The following is a 14,356-nucleotide window of genomic DNA, read 5'->3' as shown; positions in this document are numbered from 1 at the left end:
GGCGCCCTAGCCGGGCGCCCGAGTCTCGATCGCGGCCACATAGGTCGCGACCTCGGCCTGGATCCAGGCGGTGAAGCGCTCCTGCTTTTCCGCCGATTCGGCACGCTCCGGCCAGACCAGCCAGTAGGCGTAGGGATAGGGCGCCACCACCGGACTGAGCTGGACCAGGCGCCCCTCGTTCAGCGCCGCCTGCACCAGGCTACGCCGTTCCAGCGCCAGCGCCTGACCGAGGCGCAGCGCCTCCAGCACCACGTTGGAATCGTTCACGGTGATACCGCGATTGGGCGCCGCCTCGCCCAGACCGGCCGTCTCGCCCCAGTGCAGCCAGGTTTCCTCCGTATGCATCAGCGGCTGTGCGAGGGCTTCGTCCAGATTGCGCGGCAGCTGCCCACCGTTGTAGCCAGGCGCAGCCACCAGCAGCACATCGTCCTGGAACAGTCGTAGCGCCGTCAGACCATCCCATTGCCCCTCGCCCATGCGTACGCCGATATCCACCATGCCCTGGCGCAGATCCTGGAAATCCAGGCTGGTCTGGAGGCGGATACGGTACTCCGGGTGCAGGGCGCTGAAGCGGGGCAGCCTCGGCAGCAGCCAGTGCGCGGCGAAGGACGGAAAGGTGGCGAACACCAGTTCGTTACGGCGCGGTCGGGCCTGCAGCCGCCGTGTGGCTTCGCCCAGATCCTCGAGCAACTGGCGGACCTGCTCGGCATAGACGCGGCCATCACCGGTGACCTCTATCCCGCGCCCCTGACGCTCGAACAGCACCATGCCCAGTTGATGTTCCAGCCCCTTCACCTGCTGGCTGACCGCGGCATGGGTCAGGTGCAATTCGGCCGCCGCCCGCGTCACGCTTCCCAGCCGCGCTACCGCTTCGAAACAACGCAGGGCATTCAGCGGTGGCACCCGTGACATGTAAGCTTTCCTTAACGATTCAGTCAGATTTTCTCGCTGGAAGCAGCTTCGCCCAAGCCCTAATGTCTTGTCCAGAGCGGCATCCAGCGTTAAACACGTTATGCGGATGACGTTCCACGTGAAACAGGATTCACCCTTTCTGACAGGACGCTTCCCATGCAACTCATCGGCATGCTCGACTCCCCCTACGTGCGGCGGGTCGCGATCTCCCTTCGCCTGCTGGTTCTGCCCTTCGAACTGCGCCAGATATCGCTCTTCCGTGAGGTCGAGCGCTTTCGCAGGTTCAATCCGGTACTCAAGGCACCCACGCTGATCTGCCAGGATGGCCAGCGGCTGATGGATTCGTCACTGATTCTGGACTACGCCCAGCACCTCGCCTGCGGCAGCCGGCAATTGCTGCCCAGTGGCCATGCCGCGCGGGCGACCGCGCTCAGCCGAAGCGGTCTGGCGCTGGCCTTGTCCGAGAAAGCCGTACAGTTGCTATACGAGCGCGACCTGCGGCCGGCAGAGAAGCGTCATGCGCCCTGGCAGCAGCGGGTAGAGGGGCAGTTGCGCGCGGCCTGTGGCGCCCTGGACAAGGCCTGGCTAGGCCCGCGGCCGCCGCTGGGCGAGGACAGCATCGGCCAGGACGCCATCGACACCGCCGTGGCCTGGACCTTCCTGCACTTCGCCCTGCCGGAGCTGATCGAGCGGCGCAATTACCCGACACTGGAGGCCCTGACCGCCGAGGCGGAGGCGCTGTCGGTGTTTCGAGATTATCCGGTGGCCTAGAAAGCATCGCGGCCATGGACCGCTCCTACGGTAACGTCCGTACCTGTAGGAGCGGTCCATGGCCGCGATCAACAAAGCACCAGAGTCCCGCAGGATTAGCCGCAACGGCGGACCGCCATGGCCGCCATGCTCGTGGCGACTACTTACCCACGGTAATACCGCTGCGGCACGAAGGGGGTCTTGGCGACCTTGACCGGGACCTGCTTGCCACGCACCACGGCGAACAGCGGGGTATCGACGGCGGCGAAAGCACTGTCGACATACCCCATGGCCACCGGGGCGCCCAGGGTCGGGCCAAAGCCGCCACTGGTCACGCGACCGATGCTGGCGCCATTGGCATCCACCAGTTCCGCGCCTTCGCGCACCGGCACCCGCTCCTGCACCAGCAGGCCGACGCGCTTGCGACTCACGCCCTCACGCTGCTCGGTGAAGATGCGCTCGGCGCCGGGGAAACCACCGGCGCGGCCATTGCCCTCACGGCGCACCTTGGACAGGGCCCAGCCGAGGTTGGCCATGACCGGCGTGGTACCGGCATCCATGTCGTGACCATAGAGGCAGAGGCCCGCTTCCAGGCGCAGGGAATCCCGGGCACCCAGGCCGATGGCCTCGACTTCCGGCTCGGCCAGCAGATGGCGCGCCAGGGCTTCGGCGGCGGCGCTCGGCACCGAGATCTCGTAACCGTCCTCCCCCGTGTAGCCGCTGCGGCTGACGATGCAGGGCTGGTCCAGCAGCTTCACGCGACGCACCTGCATGAAGGTCATCTCGGCCACTTCCGGCGCCAGGCGCGACAGGACCGTAGCGGCTGCAGGCCCCTGCAGGGCCAGCAGGGCGCGATCGAATTGCGGCAGCACCTGGCAGCGATCGCCCAGGTGCTTTTCCAGGTGGGCGAGGTCGGCTTCCTTGCAGGCGGCGTTGACCACCAGATAGAGGCAGTCGCCCAGGTTGGCGACCATGAGGTCGTCGAGGATGCCGCCGTTGTCGTCGGTCAGCAGGGCATAGCGCTGCATGCCGCTGGGCAGGTCGATGATGTCGACCGGGACCAGGGTCTCCAGGGCCTCGGCGGCTTCCTCGCCTTCGAGCATGACCTGGCCCATGTGGGAGACATCGAACAACCCGGCCTGGGCACGGGTGTGCTGGTGCTCCTTGAGCACGCCGAGCGGGTATTGCACCGGCATCTCGTAGCCGGCGAAGGGCACCATGCGGGCGCCGAGTTCCAGGTGCAGGGCGTGCAGCGAAGTCTTGAGCAGGGACATGGTGGGGCTCCGTGTCGGGTGGCGGCTTCCGCACTCCGGTCCTCCAGAGCAGGAAGCTGTTATCTGAGTGGGTCGTGCCTGCCGCTGACGAGCGAGACGCGACCTCGGTGCTTCGGATTTCCCTCACCCCGGCCCTCTCCCTGAGGGAGAGGGGGAAAGAGCGGTGCTTCACTCGGACACCCTGCACAACGGCTGCAGAGCTATCGGAGTGCCGCGGCTTTGCTCCCCTCTCCCCCGGGAGAGGGGCCGGGGGTGAGGGTCAGGCCTCGCCGTACGCCTCGATCGGCGGGCAGGAACAGACCAGGTTGCGATCGCCATAGACGTTGTCGATGCGCGCCACCGGCGGCCAGTACTTGCCGTCCACCAGGGTCGGCAGCGGGAATACCGCCTGCTCGCGGCTGTAGGGATGAGTCCACTCGCCTGCCAGCTCACGCGCGGTATGGGGCGCGTTCTTCAGCGGATTGTCCTGGGGATCCAGGGTGCCGGCCTCCAGGGCACGGATCTCTTCACGGATAGCGATCATGGCGTCGCAGAAGCGATCCAGCTCCTGCTTGGACTCGCTCTCGGTGGGCTCGATCATCAGGGTGCCGGCTACCGGGAAGGACATGGTCGGAGCATGGAAGCCGAAGTCGATCAGGCGCTTGGCCACGTCGTCCACGGTCACGCCGCTGCTGTCCTTGAGCGGACGCAGGTCGAGGATGCACTCGTGGGCCACCAGGCCGCCAGTGCCGCTGTAGAGCACCGGATAGTGCTCTTCCAGCCGGCGGGCGATGTAGTTGGCGCTCAGGATGGCGATCTGGGAGGCGCGGGTCAGACCAGCGCTGCCCATCATCTTCAGGTACATCCAGGAGATCGGCAGGATGCTGGCGCTGCCGTAGGGCGCCGCGCAGACCGCACCTTCCTTGCGTTCCAGCCGGGCATGGCCAGGCAGGAAGGGCGCCAGGTGCGCCTTGACGCCGATGGGGCCGACGCCCGGACCACCGCCGCCATGGGGGATGCAGAAGGTCTTGTGCAGGTTGAGGTGGGAGACGTCACCGCCGAACTGACCCGGGGCGCAGAGGCCGACCATGGCGTTCATGTTGGCGCCGTCGATGTAGACCTGGCCGCCATGGTCGTGGACCACCTGGCAGATCTCGCGGATGGCTTCCTCGAACACCCCGTGGGTGGACGGGTAGGTGATCATCAGCGCGGCCAGGCGCTCGCTGTGCTGCTCGGCCTTGGCACGCAGGTCGTCGAGGTCGACGTTGCCGCGCTTGTCGCAGGCCACCACCACCACGCGCATGTCGACCATGCTGGCGGTAGCGGGGTTGGTGCCGTGGGCCGACGCCGGGATCAGGCAGACGTCGCGCTCGCCCTGGCCGCGGCTCTGGTGATAGGCACGAATGGCCAGCAGGCCCGCGTACTCGCCCTGGGAGCCGGCGTTGGGCTGCAGGGAGACGGCGTCGTAGCCGGTGGCGGCGCAGAGCATGGCCTCCAGTTCGGTGGTGAGCTGGGCATAGCCCTCGGCCTGGTCGGCCGGCGCGAAGGGATGGATGCTGCCGAATTCGGCCCAGGTGACCGGGATCATCTCGCTGGCGGCGTTGAGCTTCATGGTGCAGGAGCCCAGCGGGATCATGGTGCGATCCAGGGCTAGGTCCTTGTCCGCCAGCTTGCGCAGGTAGCGCATCAGCTCGGTCTCGGATCTATGGCTGGCGAACACCGGATGGGTCAGGAAGGCCGACTGGCGCCGTAGCGCCTCGGGCAGCTCGACGCCCTCCGCTTCACCCAGCTCGGCGACCTGGGGCGCGGCCTTGCCGTCGGCCAGGATCTCCAGCAGCGCCTGGACATCGGCCAGGGTACTGGTCTCGTCCAGGGCGACACCCAGGGCCTCGGCGCTGACGTCGCGCAGGTTGTAGCCGCGGGCACGCGCGGCCTCGTGCAGGGCGGCGGTGCGCTCGCCGAACACCAGGGTCAGGGTGTCGAAGGCGGTGTGCTGGGTCTGGTGGCCCAGGCGCTGCAGGCCGGCGGCCAGCAGGCTGGTGAGACGCTGCACCCGGGTGGCGATACGGACCAGGCCTTCGGGACCGTGGTAGACCGCGTACATGCTGGCGATGTTGGCCAGCAGTACCTGGGCGGTGCAGATGTTGCTGGTGGCCTTCTCGCGGCGAATGTGCTGCTCGCGGGTCTGCAGGGCCAGGCGATAGGCGGGGTGGCCGTGGCGGTCGATGGAGACACCGACGACCCGCCCGGGCATGTCGCGCTTGTACTTGTCCTGGGTGGCGAAATACGCCGCGTGCGGGCCGCCGAAACCGAGCGGCACGCCGAAACGCTGGGCGGTGCCGATGGCCACGTCCGCACCCAGTTCGCCGGGCGGGGTGAGCAGGGTCAGGGCCAGCAGGTCGGCGGCCATGGCCACCAGAGCACCGGCCGCCTGGAAGGCCTGGATGCTCTCCCGGTAATCACGGATCTCACCGGTGGTCATCGGGTACTGGAACAGGGCGCCGAAGAAGCGGCCGTGGTCCTCGATCTCGGTTTCCACCCCCACCACTACCTCGATACCCAACGGCTCGGCGCGGGTGCGCAGGACGTCAAGGGTCTGCGGATGGCAGTGCACGGAGGCGAAGAAGGCGCTGGCCTTGTTTTTCGCCAGGCGCTTGCAGAAGGTCATGGCCTCGGCGGCGGCAGTGCCTTCGTCCAGCAGCGAGGCATTGGCCACCGGCATGCCGGTGAGGTCGCCGATCAGCGTCTGGAAGTTGAGCAGGGCTTCCAGGCGACCCTGGGAAATCTCCGGCTGGTAGGGGGTGTAGGCGGTGTACCAGGCCGGATTTTCCAGCAGGTTGCGCAGGATCGGCGCCGGGGTATGGGTGTTGTAGTAGCCCTGGCCGATCAGGCTCTTGAGCAGGCGATTCTTGCCGGCGATGGCGCGCAATTCAGCGAGGGCATCGGCTTCGGACAGCCCGGCGGGCAGGTCCAGCACGCTGGTGCCCTTGATGCTCTCGGGGATCACCTGGGCGGTCATGGCGTCCAGGGATTCGTAGCCGAGCAGGTCGAGCATGGCGATCTCGTCCAGCTCGCGCGGGCCGATGTGGCGCGGGACGAATTCGTCGGCGGTGCTGAGGGTATCGTGCAGCGACATGGCGGTCTTACCCCTTGATCAGTTGCTGATAGGCGGCTTCATCGAGCAGCGCGGCGAAGGCCGCGGCATCGGTGGGCTGGAAGCGAAAGAACCAGCCGGCGTTCAGCGGATCACTGTTGATGGTCTCGGGCGCATCGTTCAGCGCCTCGTTGACCGCCAGGACCTCGCCTTCCAGCGGCATGGTGATGTTGCTGGCGGCCTTGACCGACTCCAGCACCGCGACCTCATCGCCCTGGGCATAGCTACGCAGCTCCGGCAGTTGCACGAAGACCAGGTCGCCCAGCGAGTCCTGAGCATAGTCGGTGATGCCGACGGTGATGCTGCCATCGGCTTCCTGACGCAGCCATTCGTGTTCATCGGTATAGCGCAGACTCATTGCCAGACTCCTGCGGACCTTGGTCCTGATGGATAGATGGAATCTGCTGTTGCAAGGCTAGTGCCAGGAATAAAATTCAATGATTTCAGCGGCTTAGATAGATCAGCAGATTCCGTCTGTAGCGAAATCGTTACGATCCGAGCAGGAGCCTGCCATGTCCGTATCGATTCAAGTACGCCGTATCGTAATCGATACGAAATTAGCTGGGCTCCTGGGTCCGACAGCCAAGCTACACGTTGAAGTCGCCTCTTAGTCGAGGATGAAGTGCGGCAGGAAACGCGAGCTGTCCTGAGTGATCAGCGAACGATCTTCGCGGATGCCCAGGCCGCAGGCTCGATCGCCCACCACCCAGCTGCCCAGCACCGGATAGTGGCCATCGAAACAGGGCAGCGGCTGGCACGCCTGGCGGATGGTCGCCCCGCCATAGGGGCCAGTCACCGCCGCCTGACGACCGTCGCGGGCATGGAGGGTGACGTTGGCGCCTTCCCGGGAGAACAGTGGCTTGCGCACCCAGCCGGGTGGCAGGTGCGTGCTGGGTCGGGCATCGAAATAGGCGGGCAGAAGATTGGGATGCCCTGGATGCTGCTCCCAGAGCAACGCCAGAATGCCCTTGTTGCTGAGCAGCGCCTTCCAGGGAGGCTCGACGAAGCGGGTGCCACTGGCAGGGATTGCCGCACCGAAGGCGTCTTCCAGCAGGTGCTCCCAGGGATAGAGCTTGAACAGGCTGAAGATGGAATGGCCCTGGAGATCGACGAAGGTGCCCGAGCGCTCCAGACCGATGTCCTCGATGGCCAGGAAGCGAGCCTCCAGCCCGGCCTGAAGGGCGCAGTCGCGCAGGTAATCGACGGTACCGCGATCCTCCAGCGAGTCGCGCACCGCGGCCAGGTACAGTGGTTGGGGTACACCCAGCTCAGCCAGGGTCTCGATCAACCGCTCCTGGATCAGATTGTACTGGTCGGCGGCGGGCGGTAGTGCCTCGCGCTCACGCTGCTGCTCTAGCCACAGCCACTGGAAATAGGCTGCCTCGTAGAGCGAGGTGGGGGTGTCGTAGTTGAGTTCGAACAGCTTGGCCGGGCCCTGGCCGCTGTAGCAGAAGTCCATCCGGCCATAGAGCGAAGGCTCACGGCGCCGCCAGCTGATGCGCAGGTGATCCCAGAAGAAGCGCGGTATATGCAGCCGCTCCAGCAGCTCCTCACGCTCGACGATGACGTCCACCAACGCCAGGCATAGCTCGTGCAATTCGGTCGTGGGCGTCTCGATGTCGTCCTCGATCTGCCGCAGGCTGAAGCGATAGGCTGCGGTCTCGTCCCAGTAGGGTTCGCCGTCGAAGGTATGGAAGGCGAAGCCGAGGGCCTCGGCCTGCTGGCGCCAGTCAGGACGTTCGCTGAAGGAGATACGTTGCACGGTTTAGCCTCCCTGGGAGCAGAGCGCCGATGCCTTGAGACCGAAGCCACCCCGCTGGACATGGGGCGCAGGCCTTATCCGGGTCAGGGCATTGCTGACCAACAGCGGCCCCGAGCGGCGGCCGACGTATTCGTTGCAGTTACTCCGCAAATGGTCGTCACCCAGCCCCTGATAAAGCGGTTCGCTAGGGAAACGCTGCTCCAGCCAGTCTAGCCGCTGGCCTTGTGAGCCCGTGGCGCTGACCGGCACCGTACCCAGCAGGTAACCAGATAGGAGCGGCGCATAGGCACCTGATACCTGATCAACCCCCTGGCAGCGTGCGCTGCCGAAGTCCGCCTCGCAATCGGCCTGGGTGGTATAGCGCGGTGCGATCTGCCGGTGCAACGCCAGCACCCGGGCATATTCCTGTTCGCATAAGCCGGCTTTGAACAGGCCGCCGCTCTGGCAATCGAGCGGGTCCCGATACAGGAAACCAGTTTCCGGCTTGTCATTGCAGCCGGTCATGATCAGCGGAGAGGCGCCGAGTAATACCAGATGCAGGCACTTGCTGCGTTTCATGGCCCGCCCTCACCCCGTAATGGCAGCGGCGTTGAGTACGCCCACGGCAATGGCGAAGCAGGCGGTGAAAATGCCGCTGGCCATCTCGTTGGCCGCCAGCCGCTGCGGCAACCCGGGCAGGCCCAGGCGCAGCAGTTGGAACGCCAGCAACTGGGTGACCAGGGCGATGACCGCCCAGAGCAGGAAGTCGGTCAGGCTCACCGCCACCCGCATGGCACCGGCCAGGGGTAACACGAAGCCAAGCATGCTGCCACCGAAAGCCAGGGCCGCGGCGGGCACGTCGGCGCGAATCAGCTGCCACTCGCGGTGCGGCGTGAGCCAGGTGTAGAGCACGCAGAACAGCCCAAGCAGGGCCAGGGACAGCAACAGGTAGAGCAGAAACGCGGGAAACCCGCTGAGATAGGCGGACAGCACGAAGACGCTCCTTGTCGAGATAAGCCGAGCGCAATTATCACCGCGCCTGCAGGTCGCACACCTACCGCTCACCGGGTGAAACGCCGAGACGGTCGCGAACTTCCGCCCCGCTTCGTCGGACCAAGAAGGCACAACAAGACCTCTGCCAAGCGGCTTTGCCCTCCCCCACCCTTGCCTGGAGTCTTTGTCATGGCTGTGAAAACCGTTGCCGATCTGCTCGTCGCCACCCTCGAAGCCGCTGGTGTGGATACCATCTGGGGCTTGCCGGGCGATTCGCTCAACGGCCTCACCGAAAGCCTGCGCACGCGTGATCGCATCCGCTGGCGTGGCGTGCGTCATGAGGAAGCCGCTGCCTTCGCGGCCAGTGCCGCCGCCGACACCAGCGGACGCCTGGCGGTCTGCGCCGGCTCCTGCGGTCCGGGCAATCTGCACCTGATCAACGGCCTGTTCGACGCCCAGCGCAGCGGTGCGCCGGTCCTGGCCATCGCCGCCCAGATTCCCTCCAGCGAGATCGGCCTTGGCTATTTCCAGGAGACCCACCCGGAGCGCCTGTTCCGTGATTGCAGCGACTTCTGCGAGGTGGTGTCCCATCCCGAGCAGCTGCCGCGCATCCTGGAAACCGCCATGCGCTCGGCCATCCTCAATCGCTCGGTGTCGGTGGTGGTGATCCCGGGCGACGTGGCCCTGGCCGAGGCACCGATCAAGCAGGCCCAGTGGAGCGAGCCGGTGCGTCCGGTGGTGGTCCCGCCGGAGGCCGAGCTGGACGCTCTGGCCGAACTCCTGGCCGGCGAAAAGCGCATCACCCTGCTCTGCGGCGCCGGTTGCGCCGGTGCCCATGCCCAGGTGGTCGCCCTGGCCGAGCGGCTGCAGGCACCGGTGGTTCATGCGCTACGCGGCAAGGCCCATATCGAGTATTCGAATCCCTATGGCGTGGGCATGACCGGGCTGATCGGCTTTTCGTCCGGCTATCACGCGCTCAAGGAATGCGACCTGCTGCTGATGCTGGGCAGCAACCTCCCCTATCGCAACTTCTTCCCGGACCATGGCCGGGTGGTGCAGATCGACATACGCGGGGCTCATCTGGGCGTGCGCACCCCCCTGCTCAAAGGCCTGGTGGGTGATGTCCGCGCCACCCTGGACGCCCTGTTGCCGCGGCTCAAGCCCAACAGCCACAGCCGCTTCCTGGAAAAGGCCCAGCAGCACTATCGCAAGACCCGCGCCGAGCTGGACGAGCTGGCCACCGCCACCGCCGACGGTGAACCCCTGCATCCGCAGTACCTCACCACCCGGGTCAGCGAACTGGCCGCAGCGGACGCCCTCTTTACCTGCGACGTCGGCACCCCCACGGTGTGGGCCGCGCGTTACCTGGCGATGAACTTCGAACGTAAGCTGGCCGGCTCCTTCAGCCACGGCTCCATGGCCAACGCCCTGCCCCAGGCCATGGGCCTGCAAGCGGCCTATCCCGGGCGCCAGGTGGTCGCCCTGGCGGGGGACGGTGGGCTGTCCATGCTGCTGGGCGAACTGGCGACCCTCGCCAGCGAAAAGCTACCGGTCAAGGTCATCGTCTACGACAACGCCACCCTGGGCTTCGTCGCCATGGAGATGAAGGCCGCCGGCATGATCGACGAGACCACCGATCTGGGTGAGGTCGATTTCGCCCGGGTGGCCGAGGCATGCGGCGTGCGCGGCTGGAAGGTGGAATCGGCCAGTCTGCTCGACGCCACCCTGGAAGAGGCCTTCGCCCACCCCGGCCCGGCGCTGGTGGACGTGCGCATCGCCAAGCAGGAGCTGTCGCTGCCACCGAAGATCGAGGCCGCCCAGGCCAAGGGTTTCAGTCTCTACATGCTGCGCGCGGTGATGAGTGGCCGTGGCAGCGAAGTCGTGGATCTGGCCAAGACCAACGTGCTGCGTTGATCCAGGCGCCTGCGGCGCTCAGCGCCGCGGGATCCCGTAACGCCGCAGCCGCATGGCAATGGCCGAATGGGAGGCCTGCAGGCGTGCGGCCAGCTGGCGGCTGGACGGATACTGCGGATAGAGCCGTTCCAGCAGCGCCGCCTCGTAGCCCTGGACGGCGGCTTCCAGGGTGCTGACCTCGGTTTCCAGCTGCCCGGCCATTGCAGTACCGGCCAGATCCAGGTCCTCGACATCGATTTGGCCGCTTTCGCTGATGGCGGCGGCGCGAAAGAGGATGTTCTGCAACTGGCGAACGTTGCCTGGCCAGGCATTGCCCACCAGCACACCGTAGGTGGCCGGTGCCAGGCGGCACGGCGGCCGGCCGATCTGGGCACAGGCCTGCTGCAGGAAGTGCCGTGCCAGCAGCAGGATGTCCTGGCCGCGCTCGCGCAGCGCCGGGACCTGCAGGCTGAGCACATTGAGACGATAGAAGAGGTCTTCGCGAAAGCTTCCCGCGGCCACCATGGCCTGCAGGTCGCGGTGAGTCGCAGCCAGGATGCGTACGTTGACCTGGCTCTCGTGGGCCCCACCGACGCGGCGGAAGGTGCCGTCGGAAAGAAACCGCAGCAGCTTGGCCTGCAGATAGGGCGACATCTCGCCGACCTCGTCGAGAAACACCGTGCCCTGGTCGGCCAGCTCCAGCAGACCCGGCTTGCCGCCACGTTGCGCACCGGTGAAGGCGCCCGGGGCATAGCCGAACAGTTCGCTCTCGGCCAGGCTCTCCGGCAGGGCGGCGCAGTTCAGGGCGAGAAAGGGCGCATCGCGCCGGGCACTGGCGGCATGACAGGCCCGCGCGACGAGCTCCTTGCCAGTGCCGGTCTCACCCAGGATCAACAGCGGGGCTTCCAGGGCCGCCAGGCGCTGGGCCCGGGCCTTGAGCGTACGGATGGCCGCGCAATCGCCCAGCAGGGAATCGAAGCCCTCGGGGGTGTCATGGCGTAGCGCTGACAGCCGACCGCCGATGCGGCTGGGTGCATAGAGCGTCAGGAGCCCCCCGGCCAGCCCGCCTACCGGCTCGCCGATGGGGGTGGCGTCCAGCAACAGGGCCTGGCCGCGCAGTACTACCTCGCGCAGGGGCAGACGAAAGCCCTGGGCCAGCAGCTCGGCTGGCAACTCGCTGTCATTGAAGAGGTCGGCGAGGGTCGTGCCGGCACCCTCGCCGGCCAGCGCGGCGAAGGCCGGATTGGCCAGCAGGATGCGGCCTTCGCCGTCCACCGCCAGCACCGGATCGGCCATGGCGGCAAGCAGGGCATCGAGCTGCAGGCTGCGACGCTGGCCGGGCAGGATGTCCACCACCCGGACCGCCTCGACCCCCACCACGGTCAGCAGGGCGGCGCGCAATTCCTCTAACACCGCCGCGCTCAGGGTCGGCGCGTCGATGTAGACGTTGGGCGGCACCATCTCCACGGCATCGAGGTTGAGATTGCGGGCACCGAGCAACGCCAGGACTTCCTGGGTGATGCCGACCCGATCGATGAAGGAGACATGGATACGCATGGAAACCGCAGGGTCTGAAAGCGAAAGGCTAATGCTACCCAAATGCTCGGGGTAGAATCACTTCTCATTTACCGAGGCGGGACCGCCATGACCACCAAAGACCCCCTTCTTCTCGATCAGCAGCTGTGCTTCGCGCTGTACTCGACCTCCCTGGCCATGACCAAGGTGTACAAGCCGCTGCTCGAAGAGGTGGGCCTGACCTACCCGCAGTACCTGATGATGCTGGTGCTCTGGGAAAACGATCACCTGCCGCTCAAGGAGCTGGCGCGCCGTCTGCACCAGGACTCGGGCGCCCTGACCCCGGTGCTCAAGCGCCTGGAGGCCGAGGGCTACGTAACCCGGCAACGCAATGCCGAAGACGAACGCAACTTGTCCATCGAACTCACCGAGGGCGGCCGTGCCCTGCGAGAGCGGGCACGGGAGATCAACGGGACCATTAGCGGCTACTGTGCGCTGGGAGATGCCCAGATGTGCGAGCTGCGCGAACACCTGATGGCACTACGCGCCAAGCTGACGCGCTAACCGGCTCACTGCCACTGGTCGCCTGCTCCTGAAAATATATTTGCGCGATAACAGGTATCGCGATAACTTAAGTCCATACCTTGTCGGTTCTCACGGTCAACGTCCGGCCAAACAGTTATCGCAATACCTAAACAGGAGCACGCCATGAACATCCTCTATACCGCGTCTGCAACCAGCACCGGTGGCCGTGACGGCCGTTCCATCAGCAGCGACAAGGCCCTGGACGTGCAGCTGTCCACGCCCAAGGAGCTGGGCGGCGCCGGTGGTGCCGGCACCAACCCCGAGCAACTCTTCGCCGCCGGCTACTCGGCCTGCTTCATCGGCGCGCTCAAGTTCGTGGGTGCCAAGGAAAAGATCGCCGTACCGGCTGACGTCAGCGTGACCGCCCAAGTCGGCATCGGCCCGATCCCCACCGGCTTCGCTCTAGACGTCGAGCTGACCATCAGCCTGCCGGGCCTGGAGCGCGCGGTGGCCGAGGACCTGGTCGAGAAAGCCCACCAGGTGTGCCCCTACTCCAACGCCACCCGCAGCAACGTGGACGTGCGTCTGACCCTGGCCTGACACCGGGGAACGTCCAAGGGCGCGCCTCCTCGGGGACGCGCCCTTTTCTATGGCTGGCCCGTCAGGCCCGCGAAGCGTTCCGCCAGCCAGCCATGCAGTTGCCGGACTGCCGGCGAGAACTGGCGCCGGTGTGGACAGAACAGCTGCAACGGCAGGGGTTCGCCAAGCTGGTCGGGCAGCACCCGCACCAGCCGCCCGGTCTCGAGATCGTCGCGCATGTCCAGCCAGGACTTGTAGACGATGCCCTCCCCGGCCACCGCCCAGCGCCGCACCACCTCGGCATCATCGCTCTGCAGCGGCCCGCTGACACCGACTTGCCGCTGGCCACCTTCGGCCAGCGGAAAGCTCCATTTGTCATAGGTGCGACCATGCAGCTGGTAGAGCAGGCAGGCATGCTCGACCAGGTCATCCAGCCTACCTGGCGCGCCATGGCGCGCCAGGTAGGCCGGCGCCGCGGCCAGCAGGCGATGATTGTCGGGCGCCAGTGGCAGGGCGACCAGGCTGTCATCCTGGCTGCGGCCATAGCGGATGGCGATGTCCACCGGATCGCGATAGACATCGGCCTGCTGATCCGAGACGTAGAGCCTGAGGGTCAGGCCGGGATGCCGCTGGCGAAATTCCGCCAGCCAGGGCAGCAAGAGATTGCGCCCCAGATCCGAAGGCGCCGCCACCTGCAGCACCCCGCGCAGCTCGGGGCTTTCCCCCTGCAGCCGCTCGCGTCCCTCGCGCAAGGTCTCCAGCACCTCCCGGGCATAGGGCAGATAGGCCTCGCCCTCGGCGGTGAGCCTCAGGCTGCGCGTCGAGCGAGCGAACAGGCGAATGCCCAGCTCCCGCTCCAGCCGCCCGATGGCGGCACTCACCTGACCTGGCAAGAGGTCTGCCTCGCGGGCAGCGCGGGAAAAGCTGCCCAGGGCGGCGGAGCGCACGAAGAGGCCGAGGTCGTCGAAGCGGATCATTTTCTTTCCTGCAGTGAAGGTGCTATCCGATTCTGCCGCTTTTTCCGACCGACAATGAAGACGA

General features: G+C 66.4%; 13 protein-coding genes. 4 read left to right on the top strand and 9 right to left on the bottom strand.

All coding sequences use genetic code 11. From position 1 onward, the window contains the following. Window positions 1-6: 6 nt before the first annotated feature. Window positions 7-912, bottom strand: coding sequence for a LysR substrate-binding domain-containing protein (locus APT59_RS00955; protein ID WP_059313146.1), 906 nt, complete (start codon window positions 910-912; stop codon window positions 7-9). 156 nt (window positions 913-1,068) lie between these two features. Between APT59_RS00955 and APT59_RS00950 the strand changes: the two genes are divergently transcribed. Further along, window positions 1,069-1,683, top strand: coding sequence for a glutathione S-transferase (locus tag APT59_RS00950; protein WP_059313145.1), 615 nt, complete (start codon window positions 1,069-1,071; stop codon window positions 1,681-1,683). Between the two features lie 143 nt (window positions 1,684-1,826). Here the strand turns inward: APT59_RS00950 and gcvT are convergent, their stop codons facing one another. From gcvT to APT59_RS00920, 6 genes are all read right to left on the bottom strand, one after another. Continuing rightward, complete coding sequence (gene gcvT, locus APT59_RS00945; RefSeq protein WP_059313144.1) at window positions 1,827-2,936, bottom strand: glycine cleavage system aminomethyltransferase GcvT; 1,110 nt, start codon at window positions 2,934-2,936, stop codon at window positions 1,827-1,829. 259 nt (window positions 2,937-3,195) lie between these two features. After that, the gene (gcvP, locus tag APT59_RS00940; protein WP_059313143.1) at window positions 3,196-6,051 is read right to left on the bottom strand and encodes an aminomethyl-transferring glycine dehydrogenase; all 2,856 of its coding nucleotides are present in this window, start codon (window positions 6,049-6,051) and stop codon (window positions 3,196-3,198) included. A gap of 7 nt (window positions 6,052-6,058) precedes the next feature. Beyond that, on the bottom strand, window positions 6,059-6,427 hold the full coding sequence (gene gcvH, locus APT59_RS00935) for a glycine cleavage system protein GcvH (protein WP_059313142.1): 369 nt from the start codon (window positions 6,425-6,427) through the stop codon (window positions 6,059-6,061). 249 nt (window positions 6,428-6,676) lie between these two features. Continuing rightward, complete coding sequence (locus APT59_RS00930) at window positions 6,677-7,831, bottom strand: glutathionylspermidine synthase family protein (RefSeq protein ID WP_059313141.1); 1,155 nt, start codon at window positions 7,829-7,831, stop codon at window positions 6,677-6,679. A gap of 3 nt (window positions 7,832-7,834) precedes the next feature. After that, on the bottom strand, window positions 7,835-8,389 hold the full coding sequence (locus APT59_RS00925) for a DUF1190 domain-containing protein (RefSeq protein WP_059313140.1): 555 nt from the start codon (window positions 8,387-8,389) through the stop codon (window positions 7,835-7,837). Window positions 8,390-8,398: 9 nt separating this feature from the next. After that, complete coding sequence (locus tag APT59_RS00920; RefSeq protein WP_059313139.1) at window positions 8,399-8,803, bottom strand: DUF350 domain-containing protein; 405 nt, start codon at window positions 8,801-8,803, stop codon at window positions 8,399-8,401. 189 nt (window positions 8,804-8,992) lie between these two features. Here APT59_RS00920 and poxB point away from each other — a divergent pair, with 189 nt between their 5' ends. After that, window positions 8,993-10,717 (top strand): ubiquinone-dependent pyruvate dehydrogenase, encoded by a 1,725-nt coding sequence (poxB, locus tag APT59_RS00915; protein ID WP_059313138.1) that lies wholly within the window; start codon window positions 8,993-8,995, stop codon window positions 10,715-10,717. An 18-nt stretch (window positions 10,718-10,735) separates the two neighbouring features. Here the strand turns inward: poxB and APT59_RS00910 are convergent, their stop codons facing one another. Further along, window positions 10,736-12,253 (bottom strand): sigma-54-dependent transcriptional regulator, encoded by a 1,518-nt coding sequence (locus APT59_RS00910; protein ID WP_059313137.1) that lies wholly within the window; start codon window positions 12,251-12,253, stop codon window positions 10,736-10,738. A gap of 87 nt (window positions 12,254-12,340) precedes the next feature. Here APT59_RS00910 and APT59_RS00905 point away from each other — a divergent pair, with 87 nt between their 5' ends. Then, window positions 12,341-12,775 carry a MarR family winged helix-turn-helix transcriptional regulator gene (locus APT59_RS00905; RefSeq protein ID WP_059313136.1) on the top strand — a complete coding sequence of 145 codons (435 nt, stop codon included), beginning with the start codon at window positions 12,341-12,343 and terminating at the stop codon, window positions 12,773-12,775. Window positions 12,776-12,919: 144 nt separating this feature from the next. Continuing rightward, window positions 12,920-13,336 (top strand): organic hydroperoxide resistance protein, encoded by a 417-nt coding sequence (locus APT59_RS00900; RefSeq protein WP_059313135.1) that lies wholly within the window; start codon window positions 12,920-12,922, stop codon window positions 13,334-13,336. A 47-nt stretch (window positions 13,337-13,383) separates the two neighbouring features. On the opposite strand, the gene APT59_RS00895 is transcribed toward APT59_RS00900, so the two are convergent. Next, complete coding sequence (locus tag APT59_RS00895) at window positions 13,384-14,292, bottom strand: LysR family transcriptional regulator (RefSeq protein ID WP_059313134.1); 909 nt, start codon at window positions 14,290-14,292, stop codon at window positions 13,384-13,386. Between the last annotated feature and the right edge of the window lie 64 nt (window positions 14,293-14,356).

This window comes from Pseudomonas oryzihabitans (assembly GCF_001518815.1).
GTDB classification, from domain to species: domain Bacteria; phylum Pseudomonadota; class Gammaproteobacteria; order Pseudomonadales; family Pseudomonadaceae; genus Chryseomonas; species Chryseomonas oryzihabitans_E.
Note: the sequence above shows the minus strand (reverse complement) of the source record. Positions and strands in the feature narration are given on the sequence as shown.

Coding starts and splice junctions, on each gene's coding strand:
- APT59_RS00895 (WP_059313134.1), bottom strand. CDS start 14,292: ATGATCCGCTTCGACGACCTCGGCCTCTTCGTGCGCTCCGCCGCCCTG.
- gcvH (WP_059313142.1), bottom strand. CDS start 6,427: ATGAGTCTGCGCTATACCGATGAACACGAATGGCTGCGTCAGGAAGCC.
- APT59_RS00950 (WP_059313145.1), top strand. CDS start 1,069: ATGCAACTCATCGGCATGCTCGACTCCCCCTACGTGCGGCGGGTCGCG.
- APT59_RS00925 (WP_059313140.1), bottom strand. CDS start 8,389: ATGAAACGCAGCAAGTGCCTGCATCTGGTATTACTCGGCGCCTCTCCG.
- gcvT (WP_059313144.1), bottom strand. CDS start 2,936: ATGTCCCTGCTCAAGACTTCGCTGCACGCCCTGCACCTGGAACTCGGC.
- APT59_RS00905 (WP_059313136.1), top strand. CDS start 12,341: ATGACCACCAAAGACCCCCTTCTTCTCGATCAGCAGCTGTGCTTCGCG.
- poxB (WP_059313138.1), top strand. CDS start 8,993: ATGGCTGTGAAAACCGTTGCCGATCTGCTCGTCGCCACCCTCGAAGCC.
- APT59_RS00910 (WP_059313137.1), bottom strand. CDS start 12,253: ATGCGTATCCATGTCTCCTTCATCGATCGGGTCGGCATCACCCAGGAA.
- APT59_RS00900 (WP_059313135.1), top strand. CDS start 12,920: ATGAACATCCTCTATACCGCGTCTGCAACCAGCACCGGTGGCCGTGAC.
- gcvP (WP_059313143.1), bottom strand. CDS start 6,051: ATGTCGCTGCACGATACCCTCAGCACCGCCGACGAATTCGTCCCGCGC.
- APT59_RS00955 (WP_059313146.1), bottom strand. CDS start 912: ATGTCACGGGTGCCACCGCTGAATGCCCTGCGTTGTTTCGAAGCGGTA.